The 18,398-nt window shown below is 75.0% G+C and carries 1 protein-coding gene (cut by a window edge); it reads left to right on the forward strand.

Features of this window, described 5'->3' with window-relative positions; all coding sequences use genetic code 11:
- A protein-coding gene (locus tag QFZ75_RS34475; protein ID WP_307543247.1) for a lonely Cys domain-containing protein crosses the window boundary here: on the forward strand, nt 1-18,398 show its beginning. It continues 19,486 nt past the right edge of the window; the window shows 18,398 of its 37,884 coding nt (coding positions 1-18,398); it begins with the start codon at nt 1-3; its stop codon lies off the right edge, out of view.

Genomic DNA, 18,398 nt, shown 5'->3' on the forward strand with positions numbered 1-18,398 from the left:
ATGAGCATGATGGCCTCGCCCGAGGTCAACGCGATGCTTTTCATCCTCACCGGTGAGAGGCTCATCGACGCCGACGAGGACCTCGCCTACGAGAGCCGCCGGCCCTACGCCGGCCTGGGCCGCAAGCTCGACCGGATGTCGTCGCTGATCGCGAAGTCGATCCACGACATCGCCGAGGTCATGCCCGACGACCTCGCCAAGTCGTACGGCAAGGCGATGGGCATGCTCATCGACGACGGCGGCAAGAACTACCTGCGCGACTTCGCCGAGCAGCTCGACAAGATCGCCGAGGGCCGGCGCAAGACCTCCATGGACATCATGGAGTCCAAGTGGCAGGTCATCGCCGAGGTCATCCGGCTGCTCATCGAGATCGCCCTCTACCTGGCGATGTCCTTCTTCACCGGCGGCGCCTCGGCCAGCCAGATCATGATGGCCAAGCTGCGCAGCCGGTTCATGATCCTGACCACGCTGAGCCACCTGCTCCAGCGGCTGCACATCGCACCCTCGCTGACCGAGGCGTTCGCCGAGGCCTTCACGACCTTCGCGGTGCGGCTGGCGATGATGAACTTCGCCCCCAACGGCCGCCGCCCCGACGGCTTCGACTGGAACGACATCCTCAAGTCGGCCGCGTTCGGCGCCGCCGCCGGCGGTCTCACCAGCATCTTCGACGACTTCGCGAGAAACATCGTCAAGAGCTACGACAACAACTTCCTGAAGAACGGGCCCGACCTCAACTTCAAGAACAATCCCGACTTCAAGAACCCGCCGAAGCTCGACTTCGACAACAAGGGCCCGACCCCCAACCCGAAGCCGAACCCCGACCCGACCCCGACCCCCCACGACAACAAGCCGAAGGACCGTCCGGACCCCAACGCCAACCCGTACGGGAACGGCCCCGGCCTGGGGAACCACACACCGGTCACCTTCCGGAACAACCCGCTGTCCTTCCGGAACAACACCAACTTGTGGCGGAACGACCAGATCCTGCGCAACAACGCCGACCGGCCGGGCGCGCTGGCCGGGCACTACGGGCTCAAGGGGACGGCCGACTTTCTCGCCGCCGGTGCCGGCGAGGCGCTCGCGGAGATCCTGATCAAGGGCGCCTTCGACGGCGACTGGTCCACCAGCTGGTCCACCTTCGTCGGTGCGGGACTCAGCAGCCAGGTCGAGGCCACGCTCAGCGACACCGCCCTGAACAGCGGTGCCGAACTGCGCCACGCCATCGACAAGTTGCGGATGCCGCCCACCGTCTCCGGCGGCGGCACCGGCACCGGCGCGCACGGCTCGGACGGCTCCACGCGCACCGGCGGTGGCCCCGACAGCGCCGAAGGGTCCTCGGACACGGACACCTCGGGCTCCTCGGGCGGCAGCGGCAACGGCAGCGGCAACGGTTCCGCGCGTCCCTCGCCCTCGCCGGCGTCGCAGCGGAACAACGGCACCGGGGACTTCACCGGGACCGACTCGCCCCCGCCCTACACCAGCGTGGACCCGCCGCCGTACAGCAGCGTGGACCCGCCTGCGTACTCGCCGGGCCCGCTGCCCGTGACCGCCGCCGAGAACGAGCTGTGGCAGCAGATCCACAACGGCACCCCGGAGGTCCGCGAGCAGGCCCTGCGCGATCTCGCCGCCCTGCGCGGTTCCCCGCTGCCCGGCAGCACCGAGCTGGATGTCCGCGACAGCCTGCACGGCAACCTGTCGCAGGTGCCCGAGGTCAGGGTGGTGCCGGCCGGGAACGGTCCTGCGGCCCAGATCGGCACCGACGAGGTCCGCCGCGTCCTCGATGCCTTCGGTACGCCGGTCACGGTGGACGCCCCGATCGCCACGGGCGGCTTCGGCGGCGGCTCCACGGGCAACCCCGCCCCCGCCCCGGCCCCGGCCGCCGCCGACCTGAACGGTGCCGCGCCCGCGCCGGAGACGTCGCCGGACGGCGACGTCCGGAACGCGCCGGACCAGAGCGCCGGCGGTCCCGTCCCGTCCAACGGCTCGTCCAACTCGACTACGACGGGGACAGGCACAGGGACAGGGACAGGCACAGCCGCAGGTACAGGTACTGGCACCGGCTCGGGCACTGGGACCGGTACTGGTACCGGCACAGGCACCGGCACTGGTACCGGCACAGGCACTGGTACCGGCACCGGCACTGGTACCGGCACCGGCTCGGGCACCGGCACCGGTGCCCGGCCGGGCAGTGTCCCCGCCGCCGGAAGCAACCAGAGTTCCGCCGGTACACAGCCTCAAGGCACCCGTGATCCCGCCGAGGTCACGAACCCGGCGGACGGCTCGCAGAGCACGACGACCGACACCTCACAGGCCACGACGGACGACACCGCCCGGACCACGCCCGACGACGGTTCGCAGACCACGCCCGGCGACGGCCCGCTCGCCGCCACCGGCGACGGTCCGCAGGTCTCGCAGTCGCCGCAGACCGTCATCTCTCCCGAGACCCAGACCGAGACCGAGACCGCGCCCTCCGCGGAGGACGTCAACCCGGCCGGCAGCGACGGCACTTCCGACCCCACCGCCGCCCCGCCGAAGGTGAGCACCACCGGGTCGTACGCGGACACCGGCGACGTACGCGACACCGGCAGCCCCGGTGACGTGAAGTCCGGTCCGGCCCCCGCCACCACGAACTCCTCGGACAGCCGGCCGCAGGCCCAGCCGTTGACGATCGTCGTCTCGGAGGTGCCGCCGCCGGGGGAGGGCGCGCCGGAGGCGGCCGAGCTGCTGGACGGGGCCGGGGTCGACCGGGCCGTCGTGCTCGGGCCGGCGGTCGCGCCGGACGGGGCGGGGCGTCCGGTACGCGCAGCCGTCGAGCTGACCCGGGAGGCTCCGGGCGCCCCGGTCCGGGTCCGCACGCTCACCGGCCCGCCGACCGCCGTGCTGCCGGACGGCACCCCGGACACCTCGGACACCGCGTTCCCGGGCGCGGACGTGCTGCTGCCGCTCGCCGACGCCCTCGGTCCGGCCCCGGCCACGAACCCTGCCCCGGCCACGACTTCCGGTCCCGCCACGCAGAGCGGCGTGACGACCGACAGCGACCCGGTTCCCGACCCGGTCCTCGATCCGGCCGCGCGTCCCAAGCTCGTCTCGGATGTGAAAACGGCCCTGGACAGCATCGGAGCCGCCCCGAACTCCGTCCCCACGGACACGAACACGGGCGCACCCGCCACGGCCAAGCTCGCCACCCTGTCCCGCCCGTGGACGGAGACGGCCACCGACCTCCATCTGGAGTCGGGCGACGGTGACGCGACCGGCGGACAGGGCGCCGACCTCGGCGGCGGGCGCGGGTCCGGGAACGGCGGGACCCCGCTTCCGCCGCCCCCGGCCGATCCGGACGACGGGACCGCGACGCCCGCCCCGGCGACACCCCCCGTGGCACTCCCGCCCACCGGGCGGATCGTCGTGCGGCCGGCCGCCTCCGGCAACGGCACCACCGCCAGCAACGGCAACGGCAACGGCCCCGCACGGCCCGCGGGCGATCCGGTCGTCACCACCCTGGACGGCCACACCGTGCCCGTCGCACAGCTGCGGCGCCTGGTGCCGGACGCGACCACGAGGCCCCGGCCGGGCCGCGCGGTGCAGACGTTGACCATCTCGCAGGGTGTGGCCGAGGACGGTACGGCGCAGGGCGCGGGGCGGCGCGCGCTGCTGGACCAGGACACCTTCCGCGGGGTGCGCACCACGTCCGCCGGCCCGGTGACGCGGAACACGGCGGCGGCCGCCGACCCGCCCGTCCGCCGTACCGTGTTCACCGGCCCGCCGACCGCGCTGCCCGGCTCGGACACCGAGCGGGGCGCCGACCGCTTCGTGGCGCACGCCACCTCCCGTACCGTCACGCTCGGCACCACGGACCCGACTCGCCCCACGGTGCAGGTCAGCGGCGTACAGCTCGGTGAGGTGCTCAAATCCTGGGCGCAGGACGGCGACTCGGACCGGCCGCTGGTGCTGTTCTCCTGCAAGACGGGACGCCAGCCCGAGGTGGCGGGGCTGCCGGTGGCCCAGCACGTGACGAACCGGACGAAGCGGCAGGTGTGGGCGCCCACGACCGAGGTGGGCACGGCCCGCGACCAGGACGGCAACGTCCGCGCGGTGCTCACCGAGGGACCGGACGGGCCGGGGAGCTGGAGACTCTTCACCCCGGAGCCCGACGGCAGCGACCTGGACGCGCTGGTGCGTGACGCCGGCCTGCACGCGGGCCCGGAACCGGCCGACGCCTTCGCCCGGGCCCGCACCCTCCAGCAGGTCCGCACGCTGCGGGACGCCCTCGGTACCGACGCCGAACAGCGCCCGGAGAACCGCGAACTGCTCGCCGGCCTCGCCTACGTGGACGGCCTGCGCTGGCTGAGCCAGGACACCGCGGCCCGCTACGGCGACGGCCGGATGACCCCGGACCTCCTGCGCCGGATGGTCGTCGACCACGGCCGTGCGACGGGCGCCACGACCGCCGACCCCTCCGCCCGTCCCACCGTCGAGCAGTACACCGGCTTCCTGCGCGCCGCGGCCGGGCTGCGCGGCACCGCGGGGCCCGACACCACGCTCGACGCCCTGCTGCCCCCGCCGCCGCCCGCACTCGCGCCGACCGTCCGGGTTTCGCCCGAGGACGTGCGCGGTCTCGCCTACGCGCCCTCCGCGCAGATCACCTGGTCGCTCTCCGGCACCCCGCTGCCGCTGTCCGAGCTGGACCTCAGTGCGCAGGACACCGCCGAACTCGCCCGCCGCAGACCCGACCTGGCGTCCGCGTCGGGCCGCCCGGAGAGCCTCGCCGAGGACGTCTCCCTCCTGAGCAAGGCCGCGCCCGGCACGGCGGACACCGTGCACGCGGACGGTCTCGCCCTGCGGCGGCTGGACACCCCGGGCGGCGGGAACTGTCTCTTCCGGTCACTGCTCGACAGCGCGCGCAGCCGGGACGTGCCACCGGCGTGGGCCGCGCGGAACGTCGCCGGGCTGCGCCAGTTGCTGCGCGACCGGATCACCGGGACCGAACTGGGCGACACCATGGCGGTGGCGATCCCGGACCCGGTGTTCTCCGTGGTGGACGACCTGCGGATGCGCGCGGTCGCCGGGGTCCGGGACGAGGCCGAACGGGACCGGGTCGGGCGGCGCTGGAACCGGATCGCGCAGGCCGTCGTCACCGGCGGTGACACCGGCTCGTGGCAGCGGATCCTCCGGGAGAGCGACTATCCGGAACTCGCCGCCGTCGCGCCCACTCCGGCCGACGCGCGGCGGCTCGGCGCGAGGGGACTCGTCGCCGCGGCGGCCGAGCGCTCCGCGCTGTGGTCCTCCCCTTTCGCGGACCTGTTGCCGGAAGCGCTGGCCCACACCCTCGACCTCGACCTGCGGCTCGTCCAGCCCGATCCGCGGTCGCCGGGGACCACCTTCGTCAACACCCTCAACCCGGGCGGACAGGGCGGCGCGTTGCACCTGTCCTACAACGGCACCGATCACTTCGACGCGCTGATCCCGGCCACGGCGCCGCTCACCCCCGTACCGGACCCGAACACCACCCCGGAACCGAACCCGGACCCGAACGCCACGCAGGACCCGAACGCGACGCAGAGCTCGGCCGCGACGCAGGACCCGGCCGCCCAGGACCCGGACGACGACGTCTTCGGGGAGTGGCTGCGCGGCATGGGCGGGATCACCGAGCTGGACGGCCCCGACACCGATACCCCCGACCGGGGCGACCGGGTACCGCTGGAGACCCAGCTCGAACGCTACCGCCCGGCACGGCTGCTGACCGGTCCGGACGCCCGGCCGCCCGGTCCGGTACCGCGGACCGTCACGTTCGAGGACGGCAGCCGGCTGCCCACGATCCTGATCGACCCCGGCGCGGACCCGGACGACGGCGCCCCCGGCGGCAGGCCCTCCGGAACCGCGCGCAGCCGTCCGGCCGGACTCTTCACCGGGATCGGCAAGACCACCCTGCGCTCGCCGGAACAGGTCGCCGAGGAGATCCTGGGCAAGCTGCCGAAGAAGCTGCGCGACCAGTTCGACGAGGCCGAACTGATGCGTCTGCTGATACAGCAGCCCGACGCCTTCACCGCCCCGCGCGGCGCGCGCTTCGTCGGCCGGGAGAAGTCCGGGGTCGGCCACGAGATGACGGTCGAAGCCATCCCGTACCACCGCTGGGAGCGCTTCGCCAATGTGGACGGCGGCACCGTCCGGATCGACACCGTGCGGCGCGGCCAGGCGGGCACGGGCGGCGGGCGCAGCGTCGGCTTCGGGCGCCGGATCGCCGGCGGCCTCAGCATGGGCCCGCCGCTCAACTGGCTGCTCAAGATCGGTTTCTCGCTGGGCTGGACCCGCCGGACCGACTACGCGCAGGGCACCCAGGCCTACAACCAGTCCGAGTGGCGCAACTGGGAGGGCTCGCACCTGCACCTGGACGACGTCCACTACCGGGTACGGGTGGACCGCGTCACGGAGGCACCGAAGGGCGCCGGGCCCGCCCCCTCCCTGCCGAAGCCGGACTGGCAGCGCACCCGGGTGCACACCGCGGAGTTCGCGATGCGCGACGGACTGAGCTGGCGGTTGCCGGACGACCTCACCGTCCCCTACGAGGGACCTCGGCGGGCACCGAGGACGCTCACGTTCCCGGACGGGATCGAGCCGCGGATGACCGACACCACCGGCCTGCACCTGACGGACGCCCCGGAGGACATGGCGATCGCCATGTCCGGCGCCCGGCCCGGCAGTTCGGCGCACCGCACCCTGGTCTCGTACCTCCGGCCGGGGCGGCTGCTCGGGCTGTTCGGCCGGTTCTCCGGGCCTGTCACCGGGCCCGAACTGACGCGGGGCAGCGGGCAGCACCCGCTGGGGCACCTGATCGTGGAGCGGTCGGTGCCGCACCGGGCCACCCTGGTCACGGAGTCGGTCAAGGCGGAGCTGCGCGACCTCACCCAGACCACGTACCAGAACGAGCGCGGGCACGTCCGTGACACCCGTCTGGGCTTCCAGGTCACCGCGGGGCCGAACTACACCCTTCCCGGCCTGGAGACCGACGTACGCCTGCAGGGCGGCCCGCTGGTCCGCGCGGACCTCTCCACCGGCCGGGGCCACTACCTCGGCGTCGACGCGGCCCGCAAGACCACCGGCCGCGTACGCAACCACCCGGTCGCGCTCTACCGCGTGGAGCGCACCCTCATGGTGCGCAAGCCCGGCGAGCCGGCGTCGGCGGCCCGCCCGGTCCGGGTGGTCAGCCTGGACTGGATCTCCACCCAGGACGCGCGCCGCCTCGCGGGCTGGGACAGCCGTACGCCCGGCCGGACGGGCCCTCACCCGGACGCCGAGCCGCCGGTGCCGTGGTACCTCACCCGGGAGGACCCGGTCCACCTCAGCGGGCAGGTCCGCGCCGAGGGCTTCCGCCCCGTCGCCGCCCCGCAGACCCTGGTGCAGCCGTCGGGACAGCCGCAGACCCAGCCCCCGGTACAGACCCAGTCCCAGCCGTCCGGTCAGGACCAGACCCAGACCCAGCAGCCCCAGACCCAGAACCAGACCCAGACCCAGACTCAGCAGCCTCAGACCCAGCAGCCCGCCCCCCAGGACCCCATGCGGGTTTTCTCGGACGCCGTCCTGGACACGCTGCACCGCTCGTACCCGTCGCTGTTCGTTCCGCCGTTCATGCTGCAGCACCCGCGGCTGGCCAAGTTCTGGTACGGCGACGGGCGCATGCGGACCGCGCTGCACAACGACCGCCAGGTGCGCGAGGCGCTGAACCGGCCCACCCTGGCGCAGAGCCTGGACGACCTCTCCACCACCGGCGTGCCCGTCACCCTCACCGAGGACGGCAAGGTACGCCGCGGCCACCACACGCTCATCCTCAAGGCGCGTCTCACCGACCGGCGGTTCGAGACCACCATGAGCGAGCGCTCGCTGCGCAACGCGGTGATCGGCACCGAGGTCTCCGGTCAGGGCCAGCAGGCCGCCATGACCCTGTCCGGCGGTGTCGAGCTGGGCGTCTCGCCGCGCGACCACGACAAGGTGCCCGACGTCGGGGTGCCGCGCCAGGCGGGCAACGTGTCGGTCGGGCTCCGGCACGCCAGGACCGACCAGAAGGCCACCCGGAGCACGGTCGCGGCCGTCCACGACCACCTGATGTTCCAGACCGGCGCCGACCTCTACAGCTACCAGGTGGAACTGGGCGCCTCCTTCGAGGGCCACCGCCGCCCCCGCGGCTGGGCCCGGCTCGCCACGGTCGGCCTGCTCGGCGCGGGTGTCTTCGTCAGCAAGGTCGAGGAACGGCCCCTGTTCAGCCGGGGCAACGAGACCGTCGGCCGGGTGGAACTGGCCGTACCGTCCGCGCACGGCTCCGACCGGTACGCCCCCGCCGACCCGCCGCCCACCGGACCCGCCCCCGCCCCGGCGGCCGCACCCGTCCCGCAGCTGCTCTCCGCCACCGAGGCGGACCAGCTCCTCGACGGCACCCGCCCGCTGCCCAGAACCGACTCGCCCGACCGGCAGCTCACCAAGAAGCTGCTGAGCGCCCCGCACGTGGTGCTCAGCGCCGAGGGCGGCCCGCAGCGGCAGCAGCTCATGCAGGACACCGCCGACCGCGCCTCGGGCGCCTCCTGGCACGTCAGTGCGCCCGGCGCCCCGGTGCGCACCGCGCTGCGCCGGGCGATGGCGAACCTCAGCGTGGCCGGTCAGATCGGCCAGTACCTGGGCCCGTTCGGCTCCCGCATCGCCGGGCTCAACGGCGCCGGGCCGTTCCGGACCCACTACCTCAAGGGAGCCGTCCGCGGTGAGCTGAGCAACTTCCAGGTCAAGAGCGACCCCAAGGCGGCCGGTTCCGAGACGACGGTCGGCAACGAGCACCGCATCAACGGAAGTTCGAGCACCGCCTCGCGCACCACCCTCGGTCTCCAGGGCGCCGACATGCCGCTGCAGCAGGCCCCGGGCCAGCCGGCGGTGGTCGGCTCCTACTCGGCCGCCCTGCAGTACGCCTGGGGCAAGGGCCGCAGCGTCTCGCAGACCCTCACCCAGGGGCGTAACACCACGGTCTCCTTCGCCGGGCGGATGTACCTGGTGGTCGCCGACACCGCCGAGACCATCGCGGTACGGGACCGGTGGACGGCCGCGATGGGAGCGGTCGGCACCCGCGCCGGGGCCGGCCTCAGCTCGATGGCCGGACGCATGTCCGACCGCCTCGGCAGCGCTCTGGCCCCGCGCCGGGCCGCCGCCGCGCTCCAGCGCATCCGCGAAGCGGTCATGTTCCACCTGCCGATGCAGGACGTCATCGAGGCCGGACTCGCCCCGGACGGACTGGGCGACAGCACTCCGCACAACCTCGGCGGCGGCTACCGGCTGCCCCCCTACCTGCGGTTCCGCCGCTTCCCCAGCCACCCCAGCGGACAGCTCGACGCCAGTCCGGCGGCACAGCGGCTGCTGGGCCAGCTGACGCGGATCGGGGTGCCCTCGCACGACCGGGAGCAGGTCCTCCAACGGCTCTCCCCGGACTTCCTCGCCGCCCACCTGCACGAGCTGACGACCGACGGGATGACCCTGCCGGTGCGCTACCGCGCCTGGTCCAGCCCCTTCCACCTGCCGGTCGGCGGCAGCCCCGGACAGCTGCGGTTCGAACTGACACCGGTCACCACCACCGTGGACAGGCTGCGCACCGGCTACGAGCTGGAGGACTACCGCACCACCGCCCGCGACGACGCCGGCGGCATCTCCCAGGACCGCGGCGCCGACGTGACGCTCAGCGGCGGCCAGCGCGCCGCGGAGGACGGCATCCTCATCGCCAACCCCTCGTTCCAGGGCACCGCGGCCAAGCAGCGGTCCAGCACACGGACCCGGACCGCCGGCACCACCGCGATGCCGAACATCGCCACCACCCAGGCCCACGCCGAGATCGTCACCAGCTACGCCCTGACGATCACCATGACGGACTCGGCCGGCGACGCGCTCGCCCCCGGCGTCTCCGCGGTCCCCGTCGGCAGTCTCAACGAGTTCCTCCCGGCCGGCCTGCTCACCCCGGACGGCGACGGCGCCGACGGCGCGCTCACCGAGCAGGACGTGCCGGAACCCGAGCGCGCGGTGCGGGTGCTGACCGCCGCCCAGGCCCGCCCGGAGGGCGTCGCCGCCTGGCGCACCTCCGCCGCCGGGGACCCGGCCGGCGGCCCCGACCCGGACGTCCTGCCCTTCGACGACCAGATCGGCTCCGGCATCCTCGCCGTGGACGTCCGCGGCGCCGGCAACGTGCACGACGCCCTGACCCTCGCCACCGCCCGCGCCGACGGCCTCGGCGACGGCGACCTCGGCAGCCGGCACACCGGTGACGTCCTCACCAGCCGCGTACGCATGGCCCGCCTCACCCCCCTCACGGGCCTCGGCACCGCGCCCGGCCAGGCCCAGCAGGAGGCCACCACGCAGGTCGGCCTGACCGCCGGCTTCCGCGCGGCGCTCGGCGCGCACGGCGCCGCGCTGCCCACCCAGGCGTCCGCCCACCTCCTCGGCCAGTCGCACACCGCCGACTCCCGCCTCTACGCGAAGATGCACCGCCGCGGCGCACGGCTGCTCGCCGTGGAGAACAAGCCGCGCATGGAGGCCATGCAGCGGGCCAAGACCTCCGACGCGCAGGAGGCCGGCATCACCGACAACGTCGAGGGCGCGGTGGGCACCGCGCCGCTGGCGGGCAACAGCAACGCCGGTGTCACCAACCCCGGCGTCACGGTCCCGATCGCCGGCACGAACGACAGCACCGCCCTCAAGGGCACCGCGGACACCACCCTCGGCACCCACCTCAAGGTCGTCACCGACCGGAGCATGCTCTTCGCGGTGCCGGTGAGCTGGCTGTCGGTGGCCGAGGTGGACCACCGGGTCACCGACAGCCGCCCGCTGCGCGCGCTCGGCAAGGCCCGGCGCGGGCCGCGCGCCGCCGAGGCGCGGACGACCGCCCTGGTCTGGCTCCGCGAGGACCTCGCCCGCGACTACGGGCTGCTGGACGACTCCACGTTCCCCGACGAGGTCCTCGCGGCCTGGGACAGCCAGGCCAAGGCGGCCGCCGACCTCGCCACGGCCGAGAAGAACTACTACGACGCGCGGGCCCGGGCCCGGGAGACCTGGCTCGACCTGAGCGACGCGGACCGCGCCGCGCTAGGCGACGACAACTCCGGCCCGTTGACCGACCTGCCGCAGGACGTGCTCTGGTCCCCGGCCGTCGTCGCCTGGCAGGCCGCCCGCGAGGAGGTCCACCGCTGGGAGCGGCGCACCGACGCCGCCGCCCGCGACCACCACCGGCTGCAGCTCGCCGCCTCCCGCCTCACCGCCCACCACCAGGGCTCGGCCACGGTCACCGTGCCGGACGCGCCGCAGGAGTACACCGAGCCGGACTGGCGCTCCGAGGCACCCGAGCCGTACACCGTCACCGACGCCACCGACTCCGCGCCGCGCACCCTCACCTCGCCGGACGGCGCCACCGTGCGCGAACTGCACGACGTACCGCACGACGGTGCCTCGTTCTTCCACGCGCTGCTCGCCGCCGCCGGGGCGCGGGGCCGCCTGCCGTACCTCCTGGGCGACGACCTCGCCGACCGGTTCGTCCGGCACCCCGGCGATCCGGCGGTCACCGCGGAGGCCGTAGGCACCGCCCGTGACCGGCTGGCCTGGGAGCTGGGCGAGGACGGCAACGAGGACCTGCTGGACGCCCTCGCCCTGGACGCGGCGGACACCTTCACCCAGGCCGAACTCGACGCGGCCGGCGTGGTGCTCACCCCCGCGCAGCAGGCCGAGTTCGACACCCTCGGCCGGCTCCCGCAGACCTACTGGCCGACCCCGGCGCAGCGGGTGGCGCTCGCGGCCACCGCCCTGGCCCGCCCCTTCGCGAGCGAGCCCCGCCAGGACGGCACGGAGCTCCCGGACGGCGAACCGCCCGAGCGGCGGGCCGGCGACCACGGCGGGGCCGACCTGCTGCCCGCCCTCGCCGCCCGGGTCCTCGGCACCCCGGTCACCGTCGTGACCGGCGAGGGCCGCGATCAGCTCTTCCTCCCGCACGGCGTCGACGCGGCCTCCGTGGATCCGGCCGGCGATCCCGTCCTCTTCGCCCACGAGGGCTTCTTCCACGCCGCTCTCCCGACCGGCACCCCCGCTCCGGCCGCCACCGCGCTGCCGGCCCCGGCGGCCGGCACCACGGGTACCGACGGCACGCCTCCCGCGCCCGGGCAGCCGCCCGCGCACCGCAGCCACAGCACCGCGCCCTGGCTGCCGCCGGCCGACAGCAGCGGCCCGCGCTACCGCCTGGACCGCGACGGCGTCCTCACGGCGCCGGACGGCGCCACGTACGCCCAGGGTGCGCCCACCGGCCGCGGCAACGGCTTCTTCGGCGCCCTCTCCACGGTGCTGCGCCAGGCCGCGGAGCAGCCCGGACTCGACCGCCGGGAGGCGGCACGGCTGCGCATGCGCGCCGGGGCCACCCCCGCCCAGCTGATGCGCCTGAACGGCCTGCCCGGCGACCGGGCGGAGCACGACGCCCTGTTCTCGCCCCCGCCCCCGATCGCCCGCCCCGGTGAGCCCGCGCCGAGCCAGGAGGCCCGCGACGGCCGTCTGCGCCGCCACCTCGCCGAGGCCCCGTGGGGTCCGGGGGCCGACCGTGCGGTGGCCGAGTGGGCCGCCGCCGCGACCGGCGCCACCGTCACCCTGGTGGAGGAGAACGGAACCGCCCACACCTACGCCGGCCCGGCCGGCGGCGCCGGCCCGCACGTCCGGCTCCGCCGCCGCGGCGGCGACTTCGTCCCGCTGACCCGGCTGACCCCCGCCCCCGCACCCACATCGGCCCCGGTCCCGGCCGGGGCCAGCATCCCGCTGCCCCCGCCGCCCGCCCGGGAGACCGCCGCCCCGACGCAGGGCCGGACGGCCGATCCGGACCCGGCGGGCCCGGCGGTGCCCGTCCCGCCGCCGACCGGCGCCCTCGCCGACCTGGCGGCGCGGCTGCCCGGGATGACGCAGACCGAGCGTGCGGCGGAGCTGGCGCTGCTGCCGGCGGCCGACCGGGAACGGCTGGCGGCCGACCCCTCCCTGCTGGCGGCGCTGCGTTCGGCCCTGGGCGAGGGTGAATTCGCCGCCACGGCCGCCCAGCTGATCGTGCAGGTGGCCCCCGGTGTGGACCAGCCGGTGTCGGCCGGGCGGGAGGCACGGGCGCGGATCGCCGCCATGCTGCACGACCCCACCGTGGCGGCGCGGCTGCTGGAGCGGGGCGCCCGGGTGCTGGTGGTGCCGAAGAACGAGGCGCTGACCACGCTCGACCCGTTCCGCGACCTCGCGGGCCGCCGGCTCTCCCCGGCGGACCGGCGCACCTGGGACACGGTGCGCGGCCTCGGCCAGCTCCACACGGGCATCACCGAGGAGAACCTCCTCGGCGAGAGCACCGACGTGCCGGGCGCGCGGAGCTACGTGGACGGGTACTCCACCACCACCCACGAGTTCGCGCACGCCATTCACCTGTACGGGCTCGGCGACGCGGACCGGCGGACCGTCGAGACCGCGTACCGCACCAAGCTCGCCCCGCCCACCGGGCAGGACCCGGCCGACGTGGAGTGGCCGGACGGCCCGCGGCGCCGCGCGGCCGACGGCCGGCCGGCCGACAACTACTCCTCCACCGACGAGTTCGAGTACTTCGCCCAGGCCGTCAACGCCTACCTCGGCACGAACACCGGCCGTGACCCGTACACCAGACAGCCGCGCAACAACGGCGCCGACTGGGTGCGGCGGAACGAACCCGCCCTCCTCCCCATCCTCGAACGGCTGTTCGGCGCCGGCCCGCGACAGGACGGCCTCGGCCCGGCCAACCCGGTGAAGACCACCCGCGCCGAGAACGAGATGTACGAGGGCTTCCGTGCCCTGTGGAACCAGGCGGAGGGCGTCCACCTGGCCCAGCCGCACCCACCCGCGCCCGTACCGCCCGCCCCCGACACCCGCACGCAGCCGGGGACGGACGCGGACGGACGGACCGCGCTGCCTCCGCCGCCGCCGTCCGACCGGCGCAGTGGCTGGGCGGAGTTCCCGGATGCGATGACCGAGGCGCTGGACCGGCTCCGTACCGGCGACCCCGAGGCGGAGGCGCTGTCGCGTTTCCAGTTCACCGAGGACAGCGACGGCGACACCACGAGCACGGACGGCGACCCGGACGCGGTGCCGCAGGCATGGACGGACCTGCTGTTCGGTTCCGCCGCCCGCTACGACTACTCGTCCGAGACGCTGCTCGACACCGCGCAGTCGCTGTGGAACCTGGCCCGCCAGGACGGGGACACGGCCTCCGTGGCGACCGGTGTCCTGGAGAGCCTGCACGACCTGGCCCGCCGGGTGCTGGACCTCGCCCCCGGCGCCCCGGTGGGCCGGCGGGACCTGCTGCTCCTGGGATCACTGGCGCTCAGCGCCTCGCCCGAGGAACTGGCCGACGAGGACGCTCTCGCCGACTACCTCTTCCGTCAGGACGCCGCCCTGACGGAGGAGACCCAATTCGGGCCCGGGCAGGGCGCCGGACGGAACTGGACGGGCACCGACCAGGTGCCGTCCGCGGGCTCCTACACGGCCCAGGACGAGGACGGCGGGCTGGTCGTGTGGCCCGCCCCCTGGTCGGACGCCCACCTGGTTCTCGCCCAGTCCTCCGGGGAGACCGCGCAGCTGCACACTTCGAGCGGGACGCTGCGGGTGGAGGACTCCGCCGAGCTGGCCCGGCTGGTGGCGCGCGACCCGGCCCGGTCCGAGGGCGCCGACGTGGTGCTGGGGTTCCCGCACGAGGACATCGAGTCGATCGCCCGAACCGTGGCGGACCTGACCGGCTCCCGGGTCTGGTTCTCGGGGCTGGCCCCGCACCCGGCCACCGACTGGCGCAGCGGTGCCGACCACCTGCTGGTCGGCCCGGTGCGCGACGGGGGCGCCAGGGCATGGGCGTCCGTCCTGCCGGGACAGGACCCCGTCCTGCACACGCGGACCCCGGCCCCGGACACGGCGGACCGCAGCGGGGAGGACACCGGACCGGCCGAAGGCGTCGAGGCCCGCCGGGCCAGGCCGCTGACCACCCGCGACTACGGCGTGGTGGACAACCGGGGCGAGGGCGTCCTCTTCCGCAGGCCGGGCCCCACCCGCGGCCGTATGCGGCCGCCGCGCGCCCTGGCCGGTGTCGAGGACGCCCCGGAACTGGCCCTGACCCACCAGGACTACCTGGAGAGGTCGACGGCCGACCGTCCCGTGCTGCAGATCTCCGCCGACCGCACGCTCGCCGTCGAGCACGGCGCGAACGGGCAGCAGGTCTTCGCCACCGCCGAGGCGATCGCCCGGTCGTCGGCGAAGCTGAAGCGCGCGGGCATCACCACGCGGCTGGAGACCGACCCGGACGTCGGTGTCGTCCTGCCCACTCCCACGGGCGCCCGGCGGCTGTTCCTGGTGAGGCCCGTCTTCGCGAGCTCCTCGGGCCGCTCCACCGAGGAGGTGTGCCGCGACTTCGCCGACTCGCTGGCCGGCAACGCCCGCACCTCGCACCTCGTCTTCCGCACCCCCGGCGGCGGTCCCGCGGTCACCGCGCCGGCCAACGCCTCGGACGGAACGGAGGTCACCGGCACCCACCTGCTGGCCGAGGGCCTCAACGGCGTCGCGGACGGGAAGCTGCCCCTGCGCGCGACCGGTCCCGGGTGGGCGGCGGGGCTGGTGCGCTCCGACAACCGCCCCACCGGCGGCGACGGCACCGGACCGCTGCCGGGTGAGGAGTACGGCAGCGCGCTGAGCCTCGCCGAGGAGGAGAACCCGCGACGCACGGCCCTCTCCGAGGCGGCGGGCCGCATCGGCGTCAACGAGCACGCCTGGGCCGACGTCGGCGAGGGGTACGTCTTCCAGTCCATCGCCGCGGCCGGCGAACAGGGCCAGGCGAGCCTCGAGCACAACTACGCCAAGCCGCAGGCCGAGTCCGGCAGCGGGCACTTCGGCTACCACTTCGCCACCGTGCTCCTCGCGAGCGAGGACGGAACACACCAGATCTCGCTGGAGAACCACTCCCGGGTCTCCGCCCGCGCCTACCGGCACGAGCGGGCGATCCGGGCGAACGTCGACAACTTCTCCGTGGAGGAGATGCGGGAGAACGCCGACCGGCTGCTCGCCGAGATCAAGCGACGGGAGGAGGCCGGAACCACCGAGGACCTCGCGGAACTGCGGCACTACCTCTTCCTGACCCAGGCGCTGGCCCACGCCAAGGAGGCGTACACCGAGCGGGCCTCGGCCCCCGAGGGATCCAAGCCGCGGGCCGAGGCCAACCGGAAGCTGCGCAACGCCGTCCAGGCCGTGATGTCCCGCATCGGACAGGTCGAACCCGTCCTGCCGGGCAAGGACCTGTGGTACATGCGGATGTTCTCGCAGCGACCGGGCGAGTGGCCGCACGACTCCAAGGCGGAGCTGCTGAGCACCGAGCCCTCGGCTGAGGCCAACCCGCTCACCGCCGTGGTCCTGCGGGGCCAGCAGGCCGTGCCCGCGGCGGTCGCCTTTCCCAAGGGAGCCGAGCAGACGCCCGAGGCGGCGGTCTTCGCCGTCCGGCACCTGGCGAAGGTGGTGGCCCGCACGGCGCTGTGGAACGCCGACAACGGGCTGCCGATGCCGCAGGTCGACGTGGTCAGCCGGCGCCCGGCCGCGCTGGTGGGCCGGGACCTCGGCAGGATCCGGGCGGAAGCGGTCGCCGCCTCGTTCCGGCAGGAGCTGGCGTCCGCGCTCGCGGACCTCCAGGACGGCACCCCCGGGCCCCACCTGGGCGCGGACCGGATCGCCGTCGTGCCCGCCACGGCCCGCGGCCGCCGGGTCTCCGTCGGGGAACAGGGCGCCGGCACCGTCGACATCAGCGTCGACGACCGGCGCGGCGGGGCACGGCAGGTCGTCACACGAGGCTCCCTGCCGGGTGGACTGCGCGGCGGTTCCCCCGACGACGGCCTCGACCCGCTGGCCGAGCACTGGCCGATCGGCCGTCCGGTCACCGTCATGCGCCCGCGCTTCGGCGACCGGGTGCCCCCCGGCGTGCTGCCCGCCGCCGAGGCACCCGCCGGGACCGCCGGCTCCGGCAAGGGCAAGAGCCCCGAGCCGCAGCCGCAGCGCTGGTTCCCCTACACCCGCGCCGCCGAGTCCCGCTCGGAGCCGCTGCGCTACGAGGTCGCCGACACCGGGCACCTGCGGCTGCCCGAGGGACAGGAGATCCCGCCGACCGGATGGACGCGGTTCGGCGACGACTTCGTGCACCCCGAGACCGGGGCGCTCCTGCGGGGCGACAGCGGATGGCTCGGCAGGGTCGCCAACATCGACACCCTCGCCCCGGCCCTCGCCGACCTCGACCCGGACGCCGCGCCGTACCGGATCACGACCGACTCCTCGTCCCTCTACCTGGTGCCGGACGGTGAGGGCGAGGCCGCGTTCCGCATCCCGCTGCGCGAGAGCCCCGCACCGCGCGCCCGTCTCGACGACCGGCCGCGCGTCGTGGTGCGCTCCTCCTTCGGCGTACGCCGCATCGCCTTCGGCGGGGAGACCGTCACCGACCTGGAGGTCCGGCTCGCGCTCCGCCCCGGGGACGGACAGGGCGATCCCGAGGCCGTACTGGCGCGGGTGCGCGAGGGCGTCGAGGAGTTCTACAACAGGCCGGGCCACCGCCTTCCCAACGGCGACCGGGTGCACGTCTCCCTCACCCTGGTCGCCCCGGACGCCGACCCGCACCTGACCGTCGACCTCGTCGGCCGGGACCAGCCGATGAACCAGCGGGCGTGGTGGACCGACGCCGACCCGGTGGAGTTCGCGCACGAGCTGGCCCACCAGCTCTTCCTGCGGGACGAGACCCGCGGCGCGGACAACCCCGCCCGGCTGCACGCCCCCGGCAGTCTGCTCGGGCCGTTCCGCGAACCGGCCCCGGCCGGTCTCGCGCAGAGCGGACTGCGCGACCGCCACCTCCAGGTGTGGGCCGCGGTCGCCGGCGACCTCCCCGTGCACGTCCCGGCGGACGGGGCGAGCTGGGACCAGGCGTGGACGGACGCGCCGGAAGAGACCCGGGAACGGACCTGGGCCGACCCGGTGTCACTGCCCGGACCCTCCCCGCAGACGGAACCGGACGGCTCGGTGCCGCCGCCGCTGCCCCCCGGCACGGCCCCGGCCGCCGAGGAGTCCGATTCCGGGACGGACTCGGACGACGACACGGACTCCGAGGACGAGGAGACGGCCGAGCCGCCGGTCTGGGCCTCCCCGGACTGGCTGGGCCCGGTCTTCGGACCGCAGTGGAGCAGGGCCCCGCGCGCCCGGCTCCAGGAGACCTCCCAGGCGCTGTACCGGCTGGTCCGGGAGACGGCCGGCGACCGCAGCCTGCGGGACGGACTGGCCGACCTCACCCGCCGGGTCCTGCACATGCCGCGCCGTGCGCCGATGACCGGCCAGGACGTGCTGGACCT

Source organism: Streptomyces sp. V3I8 (genome assembly GCF_030817535.1).
GTDB lineage: Bacteria > Actinomycetota > Actinomycetes > Streptomycetales > Streptomycetaceae > Streptomyces.